The sequence below is a fragment of the Saccharopolyspora pogona genome (genome assembly GCF_014697215.1).
In the GTDB taxonomy this organism is placed as follows: domain Bacteria; phylum Actinomycetota; class Actinomycetes; order Mycobacteriales; family Pseudonocardiaceae; genus Saccharopolyspora; species Saccharopolyspora hattusasensis.
Window position 1 is genome coordinate 6,549,201 of sequence record NZ_CP031142.1, and the last position, 20,140, is coordinate 6,569,340.

General features: G+C 69.8%; 17 protein-coding genes. 7 read left to right on the forward strand and 10 right to left on the reverse strand.

The annotated features are described in order from the left end of the window. Window positions 1–95: 95 nt before the first annotated feature. Entirely contained in the window at window positions 96–1,277 is a 1,182-nt protein-coding gene (locus DL519_RS30430; RefSeq protein ID WP_190819901.1) for an AI-2E family transporter, read from the reverse strand. Between the two features lie 199 nt (window positions 1,278–1,476). Here DL519_RS30430 and DL519_RS30435 point away from each other — a divergent pair, with 199 nt between their 5' ends. Both DL519_RS30435 and DL519_RS30440 read left to right on the forward strand, forming a co-directional pair. Next, window positions 1,477–2,331 (forward strand): hypothetical protein, encoded by an 855-nt coding sequence (locus tag DL519_RS30435; RefSeq protein ID WP_190819903.1) that lies wholly within the window; start codon window positions 1,477–1,479, stop codon window positions 2,329–2,331. A gap of 181 nt (window positions 2,332–2,512) precedes the next feature. Beyond that, window positions 2,513–3,751, forward strand: a complete 1,239-nt coding sequence (locus DL519_RS30440; RefSeq protein ID WP_190819904.1) for a hypothetical protein — start codon at window positions 2,513–2,515, stop codon at window positions 3,749–3,751. 130 nt (window positions 3,752–3,881) lie between these two features. Here DL519_RS30440 and DL519_RS30445 read toward each other — a convergent pair whose 3' ends face one another. Next, entirely contained in the window at window positions 3,882–5,192 is a 1,311-nt protein-coding gene (locus DL519_RS30445) for a glycosyltransferase 87 family protein (RefSeq protein ID WP_190819906.1), read from the reverse strand. A gap of 291 nt (window positions 5,193–5,483) precedes the next feature. Between DL519_RS30445 and DL519_RS30450 the strand changes: the two genes are divergently transcribed. Beyond that, on the forward strand, window positions 5,484–6,335 hold the full coding sequence (locus DL519_RS30450; RefSeq protein WP_190819908.1) for a GGDEF domain-containing protein: 852 nt from the start codon (window positions 5,484–5,486) through the stop codon (window positions 6,333–6,335). A 513-nt stretch (window positions 6,336–6,848) separates the two neighbouring features. Here the strand turns inward: DL519_RS30450 and DL519_RS30455 are convergent. Both DL519_RS30455 and DL519_RS30460 read right to left on the reverse strand, forming a co-directional pair. Next, window positions 6,849–7,940, reverse strand: coding sequence for an inositol-3-phosphate synthase (locus DL519_RS30455; RefSeq protein ID WP_190824308.1), 1,092 nt, complete (start codon window positions 7,938–7,940; stop codon window positions 6,849–6,851). Between the two features lie 20 nt (window positions 7,941–7,960). After that, the gene (locus DL519_RS30460) at window positions 7,961–8,551 is read right to left on the reverse strand and encodes a PadR family transcriptional regulator (RefSeq protein WP_190819910.1); all 591 of its coding nucleotides are present in this window, start codon (window positions 8,549–8,551) and stop codon (window positions 7,961–7,963) included. Window positions 8,552–8,764: 213 nt separating this feature from the next. Here DL519_RS30460 and DL519_RS30465 point away from each other — a divergent pair, with 213 nt between their 5' ends. The 4 genes from DL519_RS30465 (at window position 8,765) to DL519_RS30480 (ending at window position 14,619) form a co-directional block, all read left to right on the forward strand. Beyond that, on the forward strand, window positions 8,765–9,169 hold the full coding sequence (locus tag DL519_RS30465; protein ID WP_190819912.1) for a DUF5318 domain-containing protein: 405 nt from the start codon (window positions 8,765–8,767) through the stop codon (window positions 9,167–9,169). Window positions 9,170–9,405: 236 nt separating this feature from the next. Next, the gene (locus tag DL519_RS30470) at window positions 9,406–12,516 is read left to right on the forward strand and encodes a transglycosylase domain-containing protein (RefSeq protein WP_190819914.1); all 3,111 of its coding nucleotides are present in this window, start codon (window positions 9,406–9,408) and stop codon (window positions 12,514–12,516) included. A 79-nt stretch (window positions 12,517–12,595) separates the two neighbouring features. Then, complete coding sequence (locus DL519_RS30475) at window positions 12,596–14,242, forward strand: glycosyltransferase family 87 protein (RefSeq protein WP_397544990.1); 1,647 nt, start codon at window positions 12,596–12,598, stop codon at window positions 14,240–14,242. 200 nt (window positions 14,243–14,442) lie between these two features. After that, on the forward strand, window positions 14,443–14,619 hold the full coding sequence (locus DL519_RS30480; protein WP_190824310.1) for a PspC domain-containing protein: 177 nt from the start codon (window positions 14,443–14,445) through the stop codon (window positions 14,617–14,619). Between the two features lie 38 nt (window positions 14,620–14,657). Here DL519_RS30480 and DL519_RS30485 read toward each other — a convergent pair whose 3' ends face one another. From DL519_RS30485 to DL519_RS30510, 6 genes are all read right to left on the reverse strand, one after another. Further along, window positions 14,658–15,305, reverse strand: coding sequence for a hypothetical protein (locus DL519_RS30485; RefSeq protein WP_190819916.1), 648 nt, complete (start codon window positions 15,303–15,305; stop codon window positions 14,658–14,660). Beyond that, complete coding sequence (locus DL519_RS30490; protein WP_190819918.1) at window positions 15,302–16,135, reverse strand: ABC transporter ATP-binding protein; 834 nt, start codon at window positions 16,133–16,135, stop codon at window positions 15,302–15,304. The genes DL519_RS30485 and DL519_RS30490 overlap by 4 nt, the downstream gene beginning before the upstream one ends. 55 nt (window positions 16,136–16,190) lie before the next feature. After that, window positions 16,191–17,606, reverse strand: coding sequence for a M20/M25/M40 family metallo-hydrolase (locus tag DL519_RS30495; protein ID WP_190819920.1), 1,416 nt, complete (start codon window positions 17,604–17,606; stop codon window positions 16,191–16,193). Between the two features lie 52 nt (window positions 17,607–17,658). Then, window positions 17,659–18,318, reverse strand: a complete 660-nt coding sequence (locus DL519_RS30500; RefSeq protein WP_190819921.1) for a GOLPH3/VPS74 family protein — start codon at window positions 18,316–18,318, stop codon at window positions 17,659–17,661. Between the two features lie 10 nt (window positions 18,319–18,328). Next, window positions 18,329–18,976: a GOLPH3/VPS74 family protein gene (locus DL519_RS30505; RefSeq protein WP_190819923.1), complete on the reverse strand. Its 648-nt coding sequence runs from the start codon at window positions 18,974–18,976 to the stop codon at window positions 18,329–18,331. Window positions 18,977–19,283: 307 nt separating this feature from the next. Next, window positions 19,284–19,961, reverse strand: a complete 678-nt coding sequence (locus tag DL519_RS30510; RefSeq protein ID WP_190819925.1) for a GOLPH3/VPS74 family protein — start codon at window positions 19,959–19,961, stop codon at window positions 19,284–19,286. Window positions 19,962–20,140: the final 179 nt, after the last annotated feature.

Genomic DNA, 20,140 nt, shown 5'->3' on the forward strand with positions numbered 1-20,140 from the left:
TCCGGTTGTGGGTGAAGGGCGCCTTCGACCGGGATAGCTGAACGACCGGGATAGCTGAACAACCGCCGATAGCTGGTCGAAGGGCCCGCTACTCGTCAGGCCTCCGAGTTGGGGGTCGAGCCGGTCGGGGTTTTCCCGTCCGGGGTTTCCTCCGGTGGGGGTTCGGCTTCGGCGCGGTCGGCGGGTTCCGGCGGTTCGGCCGGTTGCTCCTCCTCGACCAGCGAGCGGATCGCCGAGTTCAGCACCGCGACCAACGGCACCGCGAGCAGCGCGCCGACGATGCCCGAGACCACCATCCCGATGCTGATCGCCAGCACCACGCCCAGCGCGTGGATCTGCACCGCCCGCCCCAGGATCAGCGGCTGCAGCACGTTGCCCTCGATCTGCTGCACCGCGAGCACGATGCCGACCACGATCAGCGCGACGATCCAGCCCTTGGTCACCAGCGCCACCAGCACCGCGACCGCGCCGGAGGCCACCGCGCCGACGATCGGCACGAAGCCGCCGAGGAACACCAGCGCTGCCAGCGGAATCGCCAGCGGCACGCCGAGGATCATCAGCCCCGTCCCGATGCCAAGCGCGTCGACCACCGCGACGAGCGCGGTCGCCCGCACGAATCCGACCAGCGAGGCGAAGCCCCGGCAGCCGGCGACGTCGACCCGGTGCCGCACGCGCTTCGGCGCCAGCTTCGTCACGAACAGCCACACGCCGCGGCCGTCGTGCAGGAAGTAGATCAGCGTGAACAGCGCCAGCACCAGCCCGGTCAGGAAGTTGCCGAAGGTGCCCGCGGTGGACAGCGCGCCGCTGGTCAACGCCGCCTGGTTGGCCGCCAACCACTCCTGGGCCTGCGTCAGGTAGTGGCCGATCTGCACATCGTTGATGTGCAGCGGGCCCCGCGCCAGCGAGTCCTTGAGCTGGTTGAGGCTCGCGACGACCTGGCGCTGCAGGTCCGGGAAGCCCTCGATGAACGCGTTGATGACGAACGTGAGGACGCCGCCGACGACCGCGAGCCCGCCGATCAGCACCATCGCGGTGGCCACCGCGCGCGGCACGCCGTGCCTGGCCAGCCAGGACACGATCGGCGCCAGCAGCGCTGACAGCAGCAGCGCGATGGCGACCGGGATCACGACCACGTAGATCTGGCCGATGACCAGCCCCACCACGTACAAGGCGCCGACGACCACCAGCAGCCGCCAGCTCAACGCCGCCGAGACCCGTAGCACGCGGGGGATCGACGCCGCGGCATCGTCTCGCGTGGTGATCTTGAAGTCGTTCACCCTGTCACCGTAGCGCCGACCGCGGAATCCATGGGCGGAATGACCACTGGGCGCAACAGGACCCGATCTCCAGTAACACGATGTAGCGAAGGTGTCGCTATGCGCTTACGGAAGTGGCGGGTGTTTTGAAAGAGTGCGCGGCGGTGAGGAGGAGCTCCAACGGGGAGTCGCCCGAAGCCGAGGAGGTTCTGGCACCGAGATGTCCCGCCGCGACCGCAGGACAGCAGCCGCCCGACCGTGGCGGCTGCTCACCCGTGCGCTGGTCGTGACGGGCGCGACGGTCGCCGGGACCTCCGCGGCTTGGCTCATCGGCTCCGGGCTCCACGCGGACGCCGCGGACCTCCCGCCGGCCGCGCCCGCCGACCAATCGGCGCCGCGACCGGTCGAGCCGCCGGAGTCGACAGTGGACGGTTCGGCCGCCGGTCGGTCCGGCCCGGCGGAGTTCTCGCTGGCCCGCCTGGACCCGGTCGCGCTGGTCCGGTCCGATCCGGCCGGGCGGCTGCTCGACGCGGCGCAGCCGGTGACCGGTGTGCTGCAGGATTCCGCGGCAGGGGTCGGGCACGTAGCCGACGACGCCCTGTCGACCACCGGAACCCAGGCCGCCGCCCTGTCCGCATCCGTCGACAATGGACTGAACGGCCTCGGTAGCCCGCTGCTGTCCGGGGAAACCGGCCAGCAGCCGGCCTATTCGTCGCCCGCGTCGCCCGCGTCGCCCGCGTCGGCACCGGCCGCCGCACCCGTCGTCCCGCTGCCGACGCAGCTGGTCGAGCACCGGCACTCGGTCGAACAACCCGAGTCGGTCGTCCAACGGCGGGCGCCGGAACCCGGCGAGACCCCCGGACACGACTGGTCAAGGCCTTTCGCCCTGCCTGCGCCCTCCGGCGCGCCCAGCTGCGGCGGAACCGGCGACGGGCCGCAGCACAACAACGCGCCGGTCGGCTGCTACCCGGCAGAACCGGATCGCAGCCCCGCTCTCGCCGGGGCACCGGCCCGCGCCCGCGCCGGCACGCTGATCAGCGTGCCCGAACCGCAGCCGGGCACCACCCCCGACTAGATCCCTGCGCGGCGCGCCGACGACCGATCTCGTTGCCGGCGAAAGGAAATCCGCCGCGCGCAACCCAGATCGCAGTTCCCGAAGGCCCACCGTCACTCGATGATCAAGTTCCGATGACGGTGTGGCGCCCACAGTTCATTTTCCTCCCCCGACTGGGGAAGCCTCGTGAAGGAGAAAGTCCATGCAGACTTGGGCGAAGCGCGGCGTGCAGGCCGCATTGGTCACCGGTGGAATGCTGGCCGTCGGCACGGGAGTCGCGTCCGCCGCCGGGTCCTGCCCGGAGCGTCCGGCCCCGCCGCTGGGGGAGTCGGCGCTGCCCCCCGTACTCGACGAGCTCGGAGACGATGAGGTGCCCGCCGATCGGTGCTTCGCGGGCGAGCTGTTCGCCGAGAACTCCGGCACGCGGTACAACGCCCCGCTGGTGGAATCGCGGGCCAGCCACTCGGTCACCGCGCTGACGGGCACCCTGGACCCGGTGCGCGACCTGCTGCCGGCCGTCGAGAACGAGCTGACCCAGGAGATGCCGGCGCTGCGCGACCTGCACTGGCACGCCCCGTCACGGAACATTCCGCTGCACCTGGCGGGCTGGGTCGCCGACCCGGCCGACGCCCGTCCGCTGGAAACCGTGCCGGGCCTGTCGCCGTTCGGCGGGGACCGCCCGGTCACCCCCGCCGAGGGCTTCCACCGCTCGCTGAGCTGGGCCGGTCCCATCGGTGAGGTGATCCAAGGAGGTGCCAACACCCTCGGCGAGGGTGCATTTCGAACGGGTGCGCTCCTGGATGTCCCTGCAGACCTCGTGATCCCGCACGATGACCTGGTCTACTTCGACGGCTTCACCCCTCCGGCGGGCAGCATCGTCGAGCTCTGGGGAGACGTGCTCGCGCACGGCCCGGGCGGCCTGGTGACGCCGGAGCAGGTGGACCTCACCTCCGCGGAACTGCCCGGGCTGCGCAGTGACCTGCACACCGTGCCGGGTGAGATCTTGGCCGGCGCGCTGACCGCGGTCGCCGCCGAGCCGACGCCGCGCGCGGACCTGATGCCGCTGGAGGTGCCGGGCGAGCACCAGCTGAAGGCCAACGAGGTTCCGGACCTCGTCGGCCTCCCCCTGCTCAGCGTGTCCAAGACGCCGGGCACCGTGGAGCGCAGCGAGTCCCCCGCCGTGACGGCGCCGCTGCCGGTGGTGGGCGACCTCAACGCGTTCGGCGGCGGCCAGGCCTCGGTGCCGCAGGTCAGCCGGATCACCTCCGCGCTGGACGGCACCGCGCCGCGGACCGGTGGCGTGGCGCTGCCGGTGCTCGGCGGCGGTGTCCCGGACATCACGGCCGTGCAGGGCGCGACGCTGCCGACGCCGGGCTTGAACCGGCAGGGCGCGCTGCGCACCCTGGAGAACGCGGACACGGTGGTCTTCAACCGCATCTGACCCGAAAGCCGAAAACCGGGGCGAGCACCAAGCTCGCCCCGGTTTTTTCATGCCCATGGCCCGAACGAAGAACCCGTGAGCGTTTTTGGGCGCCAGAACACCGAAAAGCACTCACGGGCCTGGTCTGTCTTTATGGGACCGGGGCGGTGAGCGGGGCTTCGGAGGCCGGATCGTCGTTGACGGGCTTGATCGGCGTTCGGCGGGAGCGCCACCAGCGCACCGCGTTGTAGAGCAGGAACGCCAGTCCGAAGTAGACGTAGGAGTTGCCGATCAGCTGCTCGAAGAAGTTCCAGCGCAGCTCCAGACCGTGGCCCTGGGGCATCTTCCAGTGCGGGCCCATCATGAAGAACCCGGCCGTCAACGTGGTCGCCAGCAGCAGCGCCCAGTCGCGCTTGGCCTGCGCCGCGCCGATCAGCAGCACCAGCCCCGGGATCGCCCAAACCCAGTGGTGCGACCAGGAGATCGGCGACACCAGCAGCCCGAGGATGCCGTTGATCGTCACCGCCATCGGCAGGTCCCGCTGCCGGATCGCGTGCACCATCCCCAGCACCGCGAGCACCAGCACGATCGCCGCGAGCAGGGCGAAGACGATGGTCAGGCTCGGCGCCGACATCTTGCTCAGCAACGACCGCAGCGACTGGTTGCCCGCGTACGTCGACGCGTCGCCGGTGAACTTCGGGCCGAACGACACGTTGCTGCTGGCCAGCATCTCGTGCAGCCAGAACCGGCGGGCGTTGTCGAAGGTCAGGGCGAACCCCAGCAGCACGGTGCCCAGGAAGGTCAGCAGCGAGGCCACGATCGTGCGGACGTCCCGGCGCAGCAGTGGCAGCAGCAGGAACACCAGCGGCGTGAGCTTGATGCCGGCGGCCAGGCCGATCAGCAGGCCGCGCGGGTACGGCAGCTTCTTCGCGCCGTCCGTCCGCCACAGGAGGTCCACCGCGACCAGCGCCATCAGCACGATGTTGATCTGGGCGTAGGTGATCGTCTCCAGCACCGGTTCGCTGATCGTGGCCAGCGGCAGCACCGCGGCCGTCACCAGCAGCACCTTCTCCCGGTGCGCGCGCAGGAAGGTCGAGGCGCTGAGCACGACGTACAGCGTGACGATGAGCGCGGCGTGGCTGACCAGCATGATCACCGCGGTCGAGGCGGCCTTCGGGATCAGCGCCAGCGGCGCGAACACGATCGCCGCGAACGGCGGGTAGATGAACGGCAGCAGCAGCCCGGACTCGGTGGCCGGGAGGTTGTTGTAGAGATCGCGTCCGCCGAGCAGCGCTTTCGCGCCGAGCCGGTAGACCTCACCGTCGATGTGGTCGTGCGTGTTGACGGTGGAGACCACCATCACCGCGATCAGCTCCGCGACTGCGATCACGACCAGCAGTGATCGCTGGTCACGCAACCGCTCCTGCAGCGGTAGTCGACCCGCGGTCCCGTGCACGGGCATGCACCATCCTCTCGCCTGCGGCACCTCGACCAGCGTAGATATTCGATCGGGTGAAGTGGGCGCCGCGGGGCGATTTTGAGTCCCGGGCCAACGGGCGATGTTTCACCTGCCCGATTCATCAAGCCTCGGCCCGAGGTGACCTGAGGGGGAACGCACCGCGAACAGCTGACTCACCGTTATGTGCGGAGCGTGAATACCATCAATACGGGTAGTCGCCGAGGCCTTGAATTTCGCCCTGCCCGAAGGGGAGGCTCAAAGGACTGCTCCGTTCGGTGGGGAGGAGGGGGCCGAATGAGTGTCCTCGAAGTGGCCGTACCAGGTCAGCTGGCGCCAGTCTGGGACGAACTCATCAGCGGGCTCACGGTCGGCGTGCTGCTGACCGACGAACGCGGCCAGGTGCTGGCCACCAACGACGTCGCCGCAGAACTGATGCAGCTGGCCAAGTCCGATCTGCTCACCGGCACCAGGCCCGCCGGCTGGCAGGTGCGCGACGACACCGGTGCACCGATGCCGGACTGGGCAGAGCTGGCCGGGCAGGTGCTGCGGGCCGGCTCGCCGCTGTCTATCCCGATGGTGATCGCCCGCAGCGGCCAACCGCTGAGCCGCATCTGGGCGGATTACCACGCGGTGCGGGTGCAGGGCCGCAGCCGGGTGCTGATGCTGCTGCAGTCGGTGCACACCGACGTCTCGCACAGCCGCGGCCTGCTCGACCCGCTGACCGGGCTGCCGGGCCGCGTGCTCCTGCTGGACCGGCTGGAGCAGTCGCTGGTCCGCGCCCGCAGTCGCGGCACGCTGTCCACGCTGGTGCTGATCGACGTGCAGGGCCTGGCGACCTTCAACGCCGAGCACGGCTTCGACCGCGGCGACGAGCTGCTGACCACGCTGGCCGGCCGGCTCCGGGAAGGGCTCAGCGACGAGCACACCGTCGCCCGCTACGGCGGCGACGAGTTCGCGGTGGTCGCGGAGCACTCGAACGGCACCGGCGAGGAGATCGCCGAGCAGGCGCGGGAAGTTGCGGGCTGGCCGGTGCGCATCGGCCGCAAGCGCGTTCGCCCCGGGTTGCGGGTGTCGTGGGTGACCACCGACGGCCAAGCCTCGGTGCACTCGGTCCTGGCCCGGGCCGAGCAGCAGCTCCAACATTGAGAGCCTGTTGGTGAATGGTCTGGGTCGGTGGTCGCTTAGCGGAACCTGAGAGGTTCCCTGGACTGCGGGTGCCCCTCCTGGTGTATGTCCCGGTGTATGTCCAATACGCGGCGGCGGGGCCGTCCTCGCCAGGAAACCACTCAGAACCCGCCGATGGTCGTCTTGGCAAGGTGAATGCAAGCGGCTACGCCGCTTCCAAAGGCGCGGACGGCATTCGCCGACAGGCTCTGAGGAAGGAGGCACCGCGTGGGGCCCGAGCAGACCCCGAGGAAGGAAAAAAGGGCACCCGCGCCGAAGCGGGTGCCTTTTCTTCGTTGGAATTCCAGGCTCGTTTTGTTTGGCGGTGCGGGTGGCGGCGGTGCAAGTTGCGAGGGTGGGCAAAGCGGCTTCGCCGCTTGCGACAACTCCGGCGAACACCTCGTCATGTGTCGCGGTGCGCGCAACGTGCGAGTTTCCGGACTGCCGTTCGTGCCGTTCGGGGTTGCCGGTCTTGCGACAACCCCGAACAGCCGATCAGCGCTCCAGTTTGCCCGCGATGAAGTCTTCGACCGCTTGGTACGCGGCGGAGTCGGAGTACTGCTCCGGCGGCGACTTCATGAAGTACGACGACGCCGACAGGATCGGCCCGCCGATGCCCCGGTCCTTGGCGATCTTGGCGGCCCGGATGGCGTCGATGATGATCCCCGCCGAGTTCGGCGAGTCCCACACCTCCAGCTTGTACTCCAGGTTCAGCGGCACGTCGCCGAACGCGCGGCCCTCCAGCCGGATGTAGGCCCACTTCCGGTCGTCCAGCCACGGCACGTAGTCCGACGGCCCGATGTGCACGTTGCGCTTGCCGAGGTCGCGGTCCACCTGCGAGGTCACCGACTGCGTCTTGGAGACCTTCTTCGACTCCAGCCGCTCCAGTTCCTTCATGTTCAGGAAGTCCATGTTGCCGCCGACGTTCAGCTGCATCGTGCGGTCCAGATGCACGCCGCGGTCCTCGAACAGCTTGGCCAGCACCCGGTGCGTGATGGTCGCCCCGACCTGCGACTTGATGTCGTCGCCGACGATCGGCACGCCCGCGTCGGTGAACTTCTGCGCCCACTCCGGGTCGGAGGCGATGAACACCGGCAGCGCGTTGACGAAGGCCACCCCGGCGTCCAGCGCGCACTGCGCGTAGAACTTGTCCGCCTCCTCGGAACCCACCGGCAGGTAGGCCACCAGGACGTCGACCTCGGCGTCCTTGAGTGCCTGCACGACGTCCACCGGCTGGTCGTCGGACTGCTCGATGGTCTCCAGGTAGAAGCGGCCGAGGCCGTCGAAGGTGTGGCCGCGCTGCACGGTGACGCCCAGCGGGGGCACGTCCGCGATCTTGATGGTGTTGTTCTCGCTGGCGACGATCGCCTCGGAGAGATCGCGGCCGACCTTCTTCGCGTCCACGTCGAAGGCGGCGACGAACTTCACGTCGCGCACGTGGTAATCACCGAAGTTGACGTGCATCAGGCCGGGCACCCGGGTGCCCGGGTCCGCGTCGGCGTAGTAGTGGACGCCCTGCACCAGCGACGCCGCGCAGTTCCCGACGCCGACGATCGCCACCCGCACCGCTCGACGATCTCCGCCCATGGCAGGGCCCTCCTTCTTACTCATCTGTCGTGTCCTTGCAGTTCTTGCCCGCCGACGCTGGGTCGGCCCGGCGCCGCAGCAGACTGCTCGGCGCGTTCGTGTTCGATGATTTCGTCGAGCCAGCGGACCTCGTGCTCGCTGTGGTCCAGCCGGAGTCGGTGCAGTTCGCGGGTGTAGCGGTCGAACCGTTCCTCGGAGCGCGCCAGCGCGCTGCGCAGGCCGTCCCGGTGCTCTTCGACACGGCGCCGGCGTCCTTCCAGGATCCGCAGCCGGACCTCGGCCGGGGTGCGGGAGAAGAACACCATGTGCACGCCGAATGCATTGTCGTCGCAGGCCTGCGGCCCACAGTCGCCGACCAGCTCGGCGAACCGCTGCTGCCCGGCGGCTGTGATCCGGTACACGCGGCGCGCTCGCCGACCCCACGCGCGCGAACCGGGCGAGTCGGGTTCCTCCTCGATCAACCCGGCGCGCAGCAGCCTCCGCAACGTCGGGTACAACGTTCCGCAGGACAGCGCGCGGAAGGCACCGACCGTGTCATGCAACCGTTTCCGCAGCTCGTAGCCGTGCATCGGGGCCTCGTGCAGTAGCCCAAGCACGGCGAGTTCGAGCATCCGCACCTCCTCCGCCCGACGAATTCACCGCCGGATGCCAGTGGCGGTGCTGCGGTGAGGCAGACCACCCCGCGGATTATATCGCGCCGATATATCGGAGTGCGCGATCGCGAGGGGCCTGAGGTGGCGGCCGTCACCGCTGGTAGTGGTCGGTCGCGTCGCCTGCCCTGATCGGCGCATGGAGCAGACCTGGTCGCCACGTACCCTGTGGTCGTGCGGACCCAACGGCAAGTGGTCGACTACGCGTTGCAGCGCCGAGCGCTGCTCGCGCAAGTCCACGCTGGCCGGGTCGGGGTGATGGAGGTCTGCGACGCCGATCCGTACCTGCTTCGGGCGGCGAAATTCCATGGCGAGCCGAGCGGGGTGACCTGCCCGGTGTGCCGGAAGGAACCGTTGACCCAGGTGTCCTGGGTCTTCGGCGATGCCCTCAAGCACGCGTCCGGAACGGCGCGGGCTCCCGAGGAGCTCGACCGGATGGCGGCCATGTTCGAGGAGTTCAACGTCTACGTCGTAGAGGTATGCCGCACATGTAACTGGAACCACCTCGTGCTGTCGTACGTGACCGGAACCGGTGGGTTGAACGACAACCGGTCCCGGCGCAAGACTGCAGCGGAGTGACAACGGTCGTGCCCCGAACACGGCCGCGCGCCCGGTGCGGCGCATCCCCGACGTGAACGCATCACACGGCGTCCGACGACGCCTGTCCTGGAGGCCCACTCGTGAACGACGAGCGTGACGACCCCACCCGAGGGCGCCACTCAAGGCATCCGCATCCCGACGGTCGAGGCACGCCACCCCCGCCGCGCCCCGGGCCGCCGCGCCCGGGTGACCAGGCACGGCCTCCGCAGCGTCCGATGCCCGGCCCGCCGCAGGGCCCGCCACCGGGACCGCCCGGTGCGGGCGGCCCGGCGTGGCCCGGCGAAGAGCCGCGCCCGGGCCCGCGGTCGGCGCCGCCGAACCAGCCGAACCCCCGGTGGCCGAGCGGGTCGGACCGCAGCGCGGAGGAAACGCAGCAGAACACCCCGGTGCCACCGCCCGGCCAGCCCATGAACTGGCCGGACACGGAGCCGCCGCAGGAGCAGACCGGCGCGTGGACACCATCGTTCGACGACGACGATGGCGACGACTCGGCGCTGGGCAAGCGGCTCAGCGGCGACTCGGGCGAACCGGAGAAGAACGGCGGGCGCAAGCTCGACCTACCCACCAGCTACTCGGCGGTTCCCCCGCCGCCGAACGCGGGACGGCAGGGACCACCCCCAGCACCGCCCGGCGCGCAGCAGACCAGGCAGGGGCCGCCGCCCCCGCCGCAAGGACCGCCGCCCGGGCGTCCGCCGCAGCCGCCCGACGGCGAGCAGCCGACGCAGAACATCCCGCAGACCCCGGCCGACGATCGCGACAGCGATCGCCGCCGAGGTGGAGCCGCCGCAGGCGGGATCGCCGGTGCTGCCGCAGGCGCCGGGATGGCGGGAGCCGGAGGCGCGGCCGGGGCGGGCGCGGCCGGAGCCGGAGGCGCGGCCGGCGGAGCCATGGGAGCCGCAGGCGCAGCGGCGGGAGCCGCGGGTGGAGCAGGTGGAGCTGGTGGCGGTGGGGGCGTAGCCCCCGAGCCGCAGTTGCTCACGCATCAGGAACAGGGCAGTTACAACTACTACGCCGACGACTACGACGACCCGTACAACAGCGGGTACGACGGGAATGATCGGGATGGCGACGACCTCGACAGCCGCAATGGCCATGACCGGTACCCGGACGACGACTTCGACGACGGCCCGGACGACTTTGCGGATCTGGACGACGACATGAGCGCCGCCCGAGCAAAACGCAGTCGGCTCTGGCGGCGGATCCGCCGGTCCTGCTACGTCGCCGCGGCCTTAGCCGTTGTGGTTCCGGCCGTCGTGTTCATCTACGGCTACATCTTCTGGGATGCGCCGAACGAGGCGAAGGTAATGAGCATGGACCGGCCCATCGAGCTGCTGTACTCCGACGGCAGCCCGATGGGCCGCATGGACGTGCAGGGCTCGCGGGAGGTCCTGCACAGCATCAACGACGTGTCGTTGGCGATGCAGAACGCCACCATCGCGGCCGAGGACTCTACTTTCCGCACCAACCCGGGCTTCGACTTCCAGGGCATCCTGCGGTCGGTCTACTACCTGGTATCCGGTTCCGGCGTCGGCGGTGGTTCCACGATCACCCAGCAGTTCCTGAAGCTGGACCAGGACCTCAAGAAGGACCCGACGTACATCCGCAAGATCAAGGAAGTCGTGCTGGCGTTCAAGATCACGAACCAGCAGAGCAAGGACGACATCCTGCTCGCCTACATGAACACGGCGGACTACGGGCGCGGCGCCAACGGCATCAGCGCCGCGGCGCGGGCCTACTTCAACAAGAAGCCCAGCGAGCTCAGCGCCGCCGAGGCGGCCGTGCTGGCCGGTGTGGTGCAGAGCCCCTACGGCGGCAACGACCCCGGCCAGAACCCGGAGAAGGGCAAGAAGCGCTGGGAGTACGTCGTCGGGCAGATGTACGAGAACGGCTTCCTGCAGCCGGGCGAGCGGGAGACCATGACGCTTCCCCAGACCCTGCCTCGCGGGGAGTGGAAGAAGAACAGCAGGCTCTCCCCCGAGCAGGACGCCATCTGGGAGGCCATCAAGCGGGAACTGGAAGCCCAGGGTCTGTCCGAGAGCGACCTGTCCCGCGGTGGCTACACGATCAAGACCACCATCGATCCGGACACGCAGCAGAAGGCCGAGGCCGCTGTGAAGAAGGTGATGGCTTCGGAGCCGGAGACGCTGCGCACTTCGCTGGTCGCGGTCGACCCGAACAACGGCGAGATCCGGGCGTACTACGGGTCCAAGAACCAGATCGGCGACCTGGACTGGGCCAGCACCCCGCAGGAGCCGGGTTCGTCGTTCAAGCCGTTCGCGGTGATCGCCGGGCTCGAGAAGGGCAAGGGCATCGGCGAGTTCTACGACGGCACCGGTCCGCAGGTGATCGCCGGGCACGAGTTCAACAACTCGCCCGGTGTGAAATGCGACGTCCCGACGCACTGCGGTGTCCGAGAGGCGATGACCAACTCGGTCAACACGGTGTTCGTCAACATGGCCGCCGACTTCGGCCCCAAGAAGGTGGCCGAGGCCGCGCACCAGGCCGGCATCCCGGAATCGACGAAGCTGGAAAGCCCCGACGGCAGTGTGGCCGCTGGTATCGCGCTGGGAATGTACCCGGTGCTCCCGGCGGACATGGCCGCCTCGTACTCCTCGTTCGTCAACGGGGGTAACAAGGTTCCGGCGCACTTCGTCCAGCAGGCCGTCAGCCCGGAGCAGGGCGTGTTCCCGCTCGCGACCACGAAGCCGGAGCCAGCCTTCGGTGACGCGTCGACCAGCAAGGACATCGCCTACAACGTCTCGCAATCGATGCTGGACGTCGCCGCGCACTCGAAGGTCCCGTTGGCGGGCAACCGGCCGGTGGTGTCCAAGACCGGTACCCACCAGTGGCTCAACACCACGAAGAACAAGAACGCCTGGATGATCGGTGCCGTGCCGCAGATCTCCACCGCGGTGGCGATGCAGAACGACGACAGCGGCCCGAAGCCGTTGGAGAACGCGAACGGCCAGAGCTTCTACGGCGGTGGCCTGCCCGCCAAGGTGTGGAAGGAGTTCATGGACTCCTACCTCCAGGGCAAGAAGGTCGTGCCGTTCCCCGAGGGCGACAAGATCGGGCAGTTCCTGGACACCCCGCCGCCGCCCCCGCCGACGTCGGCGGCCCCGCCCACGTCCCAGACGTCGCAGCCGCCGACGTCGGAGCCGAGCGACACCAGCGAACCGGACAAGCCGACCACCAGCAAGGAGAAGCCGGGCCGCTGCAGCTGGCTGGACCCGAACTGCAACACCAACGGCGGCGGAGGCAGCGACCCCGGCGACGGATCGCCGAACAACGTGGCGCCGACCCCGACGAGGCAGCAGTCCGGCTGAGCACCTGTTGAACACGCCAGGGGCACCCGCGAGTCGGCGGGTGCCCCTCCGCGTTGTCCGGCCCAAGTAGCATCCGGTCGTGTCCACCTCGACCGAGCCCGCCAGCACCGAACCGCCGCCGTCCCCCGGCGGCCGTGTGAGCTCGGCGGTGGACAGCGATTCCCTCGGGCCGGCCGAGCGCGTCTCGCCGACCTGGACCGAGCCGCTGGCGCAGAAGCTCAGCCTCCCCTTCGGCGGTCGGCTCGGGCGGCACGCGCAGGTCGGGCGGCAGTGGTTCTGGACGCCGCTGCGGGTGATCCTGCTGCTCGCGGTGCTGGTGCTGGCCGCCGCATGGCTGTTCAAGGCGCCCTGCCAGGTCACCTACGAGACCGACCGCGGACCGCAGCTGGACTGGCGGAACAGCAAGCAGTACACCGCGATGTGCTACACCGACATCATCCCGCGCTACGGCCTGGGTGATCTCGCGCCGGACACCGCTTTCCCGTACAAGACCTCGTGGTTGGAGAACCCCGGCACGCCGCAGCAGCAGGTCCGGTACATGGAGTACCCGGTGCTGACGGGGTTGTTCCAGTGGATCAACGCGCGGGCCGCGGACGGTTGGGCGACCCTGGCGAGCTTCGGCTGGTTGCCCCCCGCCCTGACGAGCGTGCTGTACTTCAATATCTCGACGTTTTGGCTGGCCGCGGCCTGGTTGGTGACGATCTGGGCGATGGTCCTGCTGTGCCGCCGACGTGTTTGGGACGCCGCGCTGGCGGCGGTGTCGCCGCTGGTCTTCGTGCACGTATTCACCAACTTCGACGCCCTGGCCACGGCTTTCGGTACTGCTGGGCTGCTCGCGTGGGCGCGGCGCAGGCCAGTGCTGGCCGGGGTGCTGATCGGGATCGGCGGCGCGGCGAAGCTCTACCCGCTGTTCTTCCTAGGCCCGCTGCTGGTGCTGGCCTGGCGGGCCGGGAAGCTGACGGACGCGCTGCGCTCGGTGCTGGCCGCCGCAGTGGCCTGGCTGGTGATCAATGTGCCGATCCTCGTGCTCTACCCCGTGGGGTGGCGGGAGTTCTTCCGGCTCAACAACGAACGACAGGCCGATCCGGACTCGCTCTACAACGTGCTGATGCACTTCACCGGCTGGGCGGGCTTCGACGGCCCGCTGCGCGACGGCGCCACGCCGACGGTGCTGAACTCGGTCAGCCTCGCCCTGTTCCTGGTCGGGTGCCTCGGGGTCGGGTGGTTGGCGCTGGCCGCGCCGACCCGGCCGCGGCTGGCACAGCTGTGCTTCCTGGTGGTGGCGGCGTTCCTGCTGACCAACAAGGTGTGGAGCCCGCAGTACTCGCTGTGGCTGGTGCCGCTGGCGGTGCTGGCGATCCCGCGCTGGCGGCTGCTGCTGAGCTGGATGATCATCGACGCCGCGGTGTGGGCGCCGCGGATGTACTACTACCTCGGCACCGGCAACAAGGGGCTGCCGGAGGGCTGGTTCCTCGGCGCGGTGGTGATCCGCGACGCGATGGTGGTCGCGCTGTGCGTGCTGATCATCTTCGAGATCGTTCGGCCGGAGCGGGACAAGGTCCGCGCGGCCCTCGCGATGCGGGGCGGGCGCGAACCGGGCGCCTTCGACGACCCGAGCGGCGGCATCCTGGACGGAACACGCGACCGGTTCGTGTTACCCAGCATCGCCCGTTGGGGCAAGGAACGGTCCACATCCGGGGAGCAGAACCTAGCGTCGAGGCGGTGATCTTCTTCCGCCCTAGAGGCGCTCCGTCGATGCACTGCGAGGTGCCCGCTCGGTCCCCCGGCCGAGCGGGCACCGGCACGTTCGGGGTACGCCCGTGGGACTACGTCTGCGGGATGACCTGGGTCAGGGGAATCTCGGGGTCGCTCCCTGACGCGTCGCGCCGCCGTAGCGGCGAACATGGAGAAATGACGACGTACCGAATGCCCCTGTCCCGGCCGAGCGAGAAGGCGATGATCGCGGGCGTGTGCGCCGGTCTGGCCGATCGGTTCGGCACGAAGCCGTTCACCATTCGCCTGCTGTTCCTGCTGTCCTGCCTGCTGCCGGGACCGCAGTTCATCATCTACATCGTGCTCTGGATCCTGATCCCGAAGCGCTGAACTGGCTGCGCGCAGGGGCCGGAACCGACCACTTGCCGCTAGGAACGGCGGACGTACCAGGTCGTGACCAGGAGCGTGCTGGCGATCAGGATGCCCGCGGCGACGAGCGCGGAGCGGATGAGCAGCGCCGCGCTCACCGCTCCCGAGCTCAGCGCTTGGAGCAGCGGGAAGGCAAGCGGAATCCACTTCGCCAGCAACGCGATCGCGAACAGCGCTGCCGCCGCGATCACCGTGTAGCCGATGCGCCGGACGACCAGCCCGGAGCACGGCAGGGCGACGGCGATGCCGAACGAGGCGCACACGACGTGCGCCAGCAGCCCCACGCCGAGATCAGTCGGCGAGTAGCCGAGCCCGTACGAGATCTCAGCCCAGGCGACGGTGAGCAAGGCGAGCCCGACCGAGCACAGAAACACCGCGAGCACTGTGCCGAGCAGCATCCGGGTCGTCGAGCCGACGTGGGTTTGGGTGACCGTGCGCTGCACGGCGTCCTCCACGTCGACGAGCGCGATCGTCAACCAACCCGCCACGATCAGCAGCCCGGCCGCGGTAACCGCGAAACCGGGCAGCGCGGGGCCATCGTTGTTGCTGTAGAAGATCGCGAGCAGCCCGACGTAGAGCAGCACCGGCGGCAGGTAGCGCTGCGAGTGGCCCAGCACGGCCAGTTGGTAGCGGACCAGCGGGATCATCGGCTGCCCTCCCGCACCCGCGAATCCACCGCGAGCACCGCGCAGCCCTGCTGGATCGCCTCGAGCAGCAAGGATTCCCGCTCGGACACGGCCACCACAAGTTCGTGCTCCGACCGTCCTGATTGGACTGCCTGCACGCCGGGCCGGGCGGCCCAGTCCACGGCTTCGCCGCCGCACAGCACGATTCGGCAGGTCTCGACCTCGGCATCGAGGAGTTCGAGCCGCCCGTCGGCGAGCCGGTGCGAGCGCGTGGCGACCGCGTGGACCACTTCCGGCCGGTGATCGGTGAACACGACGGCGGCGCCGGCCGCCGAGACCTCGCGGATCACCTCGGTGAGCACGATGCGGGCATCGGGGTCCAGGCCGGACCACGGTTCGTCCAGCACCAGGAGTTCCGGCTCGCACAGCAGCGCCTGCGCGAGCCCGACCTTCTGCGCGTTGCCCTTCGAGAGCTCGCGCAGCGGCGTACCCGGGCCACCGGCGAGCGCGAACCGTTCGAGCCACCCGTCGGCCCGAGCCGAAGCCTCCGCAGTGGACAATCCGCCGATCCGGCCGAGGTGGCGGAGGTACGCGCGGGCGCTCATCCGCTGCCGGGCGGGAAACCGGTCCGGCACGTACCCGGTGCGCGGCCGCCCGGTGACGGTTCCGCCGGACGGCCGGGAAACCCCGGCGAGGATCCGCAGCAGCGTGGACTTCCCGGACCCGTTGGAGCCTAGGATGCCGACGGACTCACCGTCCTGCACGGCAAGATCAACGCCCCGGAGCACCGACCGGGCCCCGTGGCGCTTGGTAACCCCCGAAAGCTCCCGAACGGCCACCCCAGCCCCCATCGCAGTGCGATTTCAATGGAAATCAGAGGTTCGATTTCCATTGAAATCGCGGCGGTCAGCGGCGGGCGTGGGCGTCGAGGACGTAGGCCACGGCCGAGGTGACCTTGGCCGCGAACGCGAGGTGCAGCGACTCGTCCGGCACGTGCGCGTTGCTGTCCGGCCCGAGCGCCCCGGTCACCAGGAACTGCGCGTCCGGGTAGGCGTTGTGCAGCAGGCCCATGAACGGGATCGAGCCGCCGAGCCCCATCGTCCGCCAGCCGGCGTCGAACACCTCGTCGCTCGCCTGGTCCAGCGCCGCCGCCAGCCACGGCGCGGGGTCCGGCGCGTTCCAGCCCAGCCCGGCCTCGGAGTGCCCGAAGGTCACCTTCGCGCCGTACGGCACGTCGGTGGTCAGCCGCTCCTGGACCGCGCGCAGCGCCGCCTCCGGGTCGGCCGTCGGCGGCAGCCGGAAGCTCAGCACCAACGTCGTGAAGGGCCGCAGCACGTTGCCCGCGTCCGCAGGCTTGGGCAGTCCGTCGGCGCCGATCACGGACAGCGTCGGCCGCCAGGTGCTGTTCAGGGCGAGCTCGACCTCGTCCTCGTCGACCGGACGCAAACCCTCCGGCCACGGCACGACGTTGCGCACCAGACCGGGCGCGGCCTCGATCGCCGCCCGCGCCTCGGCGACCCGGTTCTCCGGGATCTGCACGTTCAGCTCGGGCACCAGGATCTCGCCGGTCGCGGCGTCCTCCAGCCGATCGAGCAGCTGCCGCAGCACCCGGAACGAGCTGGGCGCGATGCCGCTGGCGATGCCGGAGTGCAGGCCGCTCTCGAGCACCTGCACCTTGACCTCCAGCGACACCATGCCGCGCAGCGAGTTCGTCAGCCACAGCCGCTCGTAGTCGCCCGCGCCGGAGTCCAGGCACACCACCAGCGACACGTTGCCGAGCCGGCCGGACAGGTGCGAAAGGTAGGCGGGCAGGTCGGGGCTGCCGGACTCCTCGCCGGTCTCCAGCAGCACCACGCAGCGCGCGTGCGCGCCGCCGTGCGTTCGGACCGCCTCGATCGCGGTGATCGCCGCATACCCGGCGTAGCCGTCATCGGCGGCGCCGCGCCCGTACAGCCGGCCGTCGCGGACCACCGGGGTCCACGGCCCGAGCCCTTCGGACCAGCCGCTCAGCGGCGGCTGCTTGTCGAGGTGGCCGTAGAGCAGCACCGTCTCGTCCGGGGCGCCCTCGCTGGCCGGGATGTCCACCACCAGCAGCGGGGTGCGTTCCGGCAGCCGCACGACCTCGATGTTCGCGCCGGCGATGTCCCGCGCCGCGATCCACGCCCGCAGGTGCTCGATGGCGGCGTCGAGGTGCCCGGCGGCGGCCCACCCGGCGTCGAAGGCGGGCGAGATCGCCGGGATCTTCACCAGCTCGGAGAGGCTCGGCAGGACGGATTCGTCCCACGCCTGGTCAACGTTCTTCGCTACGGCTGCACGATCCACGCCGCGATCCTATGCCCGCTCCGACCTGGTCGTCGTGGATTGCCGGAACTGCTCAGCAGCCCCCGAGAGGCGTGCAGCTCGCTGGGGTAGCGGGCATGGACACGACCATGAAGGGCATGCCCGCCGCGGCGGACCGGTCTTCGATGTGGACCGCCCCGATCGCCTGCCCGATCGGGTCCCGCTGTCCGAAGACGGCCAGCGTCGCCCGGTCCGCCGGGAACGGGATCAGGTCGTCGCCGAGCTCGCTGCCGTGCACGATCCCGGCGAGCGCGACGGTGCGCGGATCCTGCTTCGCCCAGCCGTTCAGCAGGTACCAAAGTCGCGAGAGCACCGAATTGCGGACCTTCGGGGCCGGCACGTAGCGCGTGCTGGCGAACGACCCGCTGGCCGCTTCGGGCCGGAGGAGCCCGCCAGCCATGAGGTGGTTCAGCCACATCTCGTACAGGCGAGCCTGCTCCCTCAAGAAGCTGGTCAGCCGGATCGCCGTGCGCCGCTGGACCAGCTCGCCGAACAGCTGGTCCAGGAGCGGGTGCCGCGTCGCGGTCGGATCGGTGACGAAGGCGTAGCTGCCGTCGATCATGATGCGGCGCTGCAGGGCCAGCTCGCCGATCACGCCTGCGGCGACGGCGAGTCTGGTCGACGAGCCGCCGTACTCGTGTCCGGCGGCGGTGCGGCCGATCAACATCAGTTCCTCGGGCAGGATCAGTTCCACGATCGAGTCCTCAGCTGCCGGCCGTCGTGGCGGCGGTGGTCGCGGCCGCAGCGCCGGCGGCGATCGCGACCGTCGCGGCGGCGACCACGGCTTCGACGGCCTTGCCGAGCTGCTCGCCCTTGCTGATCTCCTTCAACCGCTTACGCTCGGCCCGCTCCAGGCCGAGCGATCGGACCAGGCCGGTCGCGTGCACCATCGCCGCGAGCAGCGCCTGCCGGTTGTCGAGTTCGACCTCGTCGCGGGCGACCTTGCGGATCTCCCCGATCAACGCCTGCCGCGCCGCGGGGTCCGGGAAGTACTTGTTGTACGGGATGAACAGCGCCGACTTCTGCTCGCAGCGCATCAAGCCCCGCTCCGCCAGCGCGGCGCAGTGCACCTTGCGCACGCTGCGCCGGTGCTGGATGAAGCTCGTCGCGGCCACCGGCTTGTTCGCCGCGCCGGCCTTCCGCGTCAGGAATGCCACGCATTCGTCGAGCCAGCCGATGCCGCTCGGACTGGCGTCGACCATCTGCACCTTCTTGCCGGCGAACTCGACCCGGTGCCGCAGCACGAGCTCGCCGAGTTCCGCCGCCCCGGTGTGATCGGACGTCGAGTAGTGCGAGCCGTTGTCCTTCTGGAGCAGCAGTACGAACTCTTCGGGCAGGGTAAGCGCGGTCATGCGCCCATTCTCCCAGCGAAACCGGCTTCACGTGGCTGAATGTCGCAGTCGTCAGCCCATCGCTGCGAGGAAGCGCATCGCCAGCGGCCCCGCGGGCACGATCTCTTGAGCTTCGAAGCGGGGCGACCTCGGTCGCCGGCACCTCGGCGGCCTCGGCGAGCTGAGCGGGTGTCCAGCCCGCTCCTGGCGTACCAGGTCATAGGTGTCGTGGGGGTGCTCAGTAATACGAAGCCCTCCTGGCCGTCCAGCGGCCGAAGACGTCCTTATCCGGAGCTGGCCGCATCCGGAGCTGGCCGCGTGGAGCGCCTCATCCGCCAGCAACCACGATCACCGCCGGAACCGCCGTGATGGCCACCAGCGCCGCAGTGACCGCGGTGCCGACGGTGTTGCCCAGGTCCTCGGCCTCGGCGATGGTCTTCAGCCGGGTCCGCTGGGCCCGGTCGAAACCGAGCAGGTAGAGCAGCCCACTGCGGTAGACCAGCGCGGTGAGCAGCGCCAACCGCCCGTCCACCGGCCGCTCGTCGACAGCGACCTCGCGCAGCTCGGTAAGCAGCGCCCCGCGAGCGGCACGTTCTGGGTAGTAGCGGTCGTCGGGCAGCACGCCCAGGAACTTCCGGTGCTCGCGCCGCAGCAACCCGTGCTCGACCAGCACCATCCGATGCGTCGCGAACGCGCCGGTGCGGCCCTGTAACCACCCACTCAGCTCGACCGGGCGGTTCGCCCGCCCCGCCCGCTGCTGGAGGTCCGCGAGCGACCGGTCCATCCACGGCAGCCCGCTCGAAGCGGTGTCGACCAGGCGCACCGCCCTGCCCGCCAGCTCGACGCGGTCCCGCAGGGCCAGCTCGCCGATCTCGGCGGCGGCGGTCGCCGTGTTCGGGTTCGCGCTGACGTAGTACGTCCCGTTGTCCTTGCACATCAGCAGGGCCAACTCGTCGGGCAGCGCAAGCGGATTGGCGAACTCGGCCACGAGTCCAGTCTGTCCCATTTCGGCGCGGGCGGCTGCGGAGATCTCGGCTCACCTGCTGGTCGATCTCGCGACCGGCGCGGGTGAAACAGTGAAATCGGGTAAATAGGACTATCGCGGCGGCAGGAGGAACGCCTTCGCAATATCGGTACCGCGATGGTCCACAAAGCATTAGTCGGACCTCCATTACTTCGATGACC

Excerpts from the sequence above, each read along its gene's own strand:
- DL519_RS30470 (WP_190819914.1), top strand. The coding sequence starts at position 9,406 with ATGCCCGGCCCGCCGCAGGGCCCGCCACCGGGACCGCCCGGTGCGGGC.
- DL519_RS30485 (WP_190819916.1), bottom strand. The coding sequence starts at position 15,305 with ATGATCCCGCTGGTCCGCTACCAACTGGCCGTGCTGGGCCACTCGCAG.
- DL519_RS30435 (WP_190819903.1), top strand. The coding sequence starts at position 1,477 with ATGTCCCGCCGCGACCGCAGGACAGCAGCCGCCCGACCGTGGCGGCTG.
- DL519_RS30480 (WP_190824310.1), top strand. The coding sequence starts at position 14,443 with ATGCCCCTGTCCCGGCCGAGCGAGAAGGCGATGATCGCGGGCGTGTGC.
- DL519_RS30490 (WP_190819918.1), bottom strand. The coding sequence starts at position 16,135 with ATGGGGGCTGGGGTGGCCGTTCGGGAGCTTTCGGGGGTTACCAAGCGC.
- DL519_RS30510 (WP_190819925.1), bottom strand. The coding sequence starts at position 19,961 with ATGGGACAGACTGGACTCGTGGCCGAGTTCGCCAATCCGCTTGCGCTG.
- DL519_RS30455 (WP_190824308.1), bottom strand. The coding sequence starts at position 7,940 with ATGGGCGGAGATCGTCGAGCGGTGCGGGTGGCGATCGTCGGCGTCGGG.
- DL519_RS30440 (WP_190819904.1), top strand. The coding sequence starts at position 2,513 with ATGCAGACTTGGGCGAAGCGCGGCGTGCAGGCCGCATTGGTCACCGGT.
- DL519_RS30505 (WP_190819923.1), bottom strand. The coding sequence starts at position 18,976 with ATGACCGCGCTTACCCTGCCCGAAGAGTTCGTACTGCTGCTCCAGAAG.
- DL519_RS30450 (WP_190819908.1), top strand. The coding sequence starts at position 5,484 with ATGAGTGTCCTCGAAGTGGCCGTACCAGGTCAGCTGGCGCCAGTCTGG.
- DL519_RS30445 (WP_190819906.1), bottom strand. The coding sequence starts at position 5,192 with ATGCCCGTGCACGGGACCGCGGGTCGACTACCGCTGCAGGAGCGGTTG.
- DL519_RS30460 (WP_190819910.1), bottom strand. The coding sequence starts at position 8,551 with ATGCTCGAACTCGCCGTGCTTGGGCTACTGCACGAGGCCCCGATGCAC.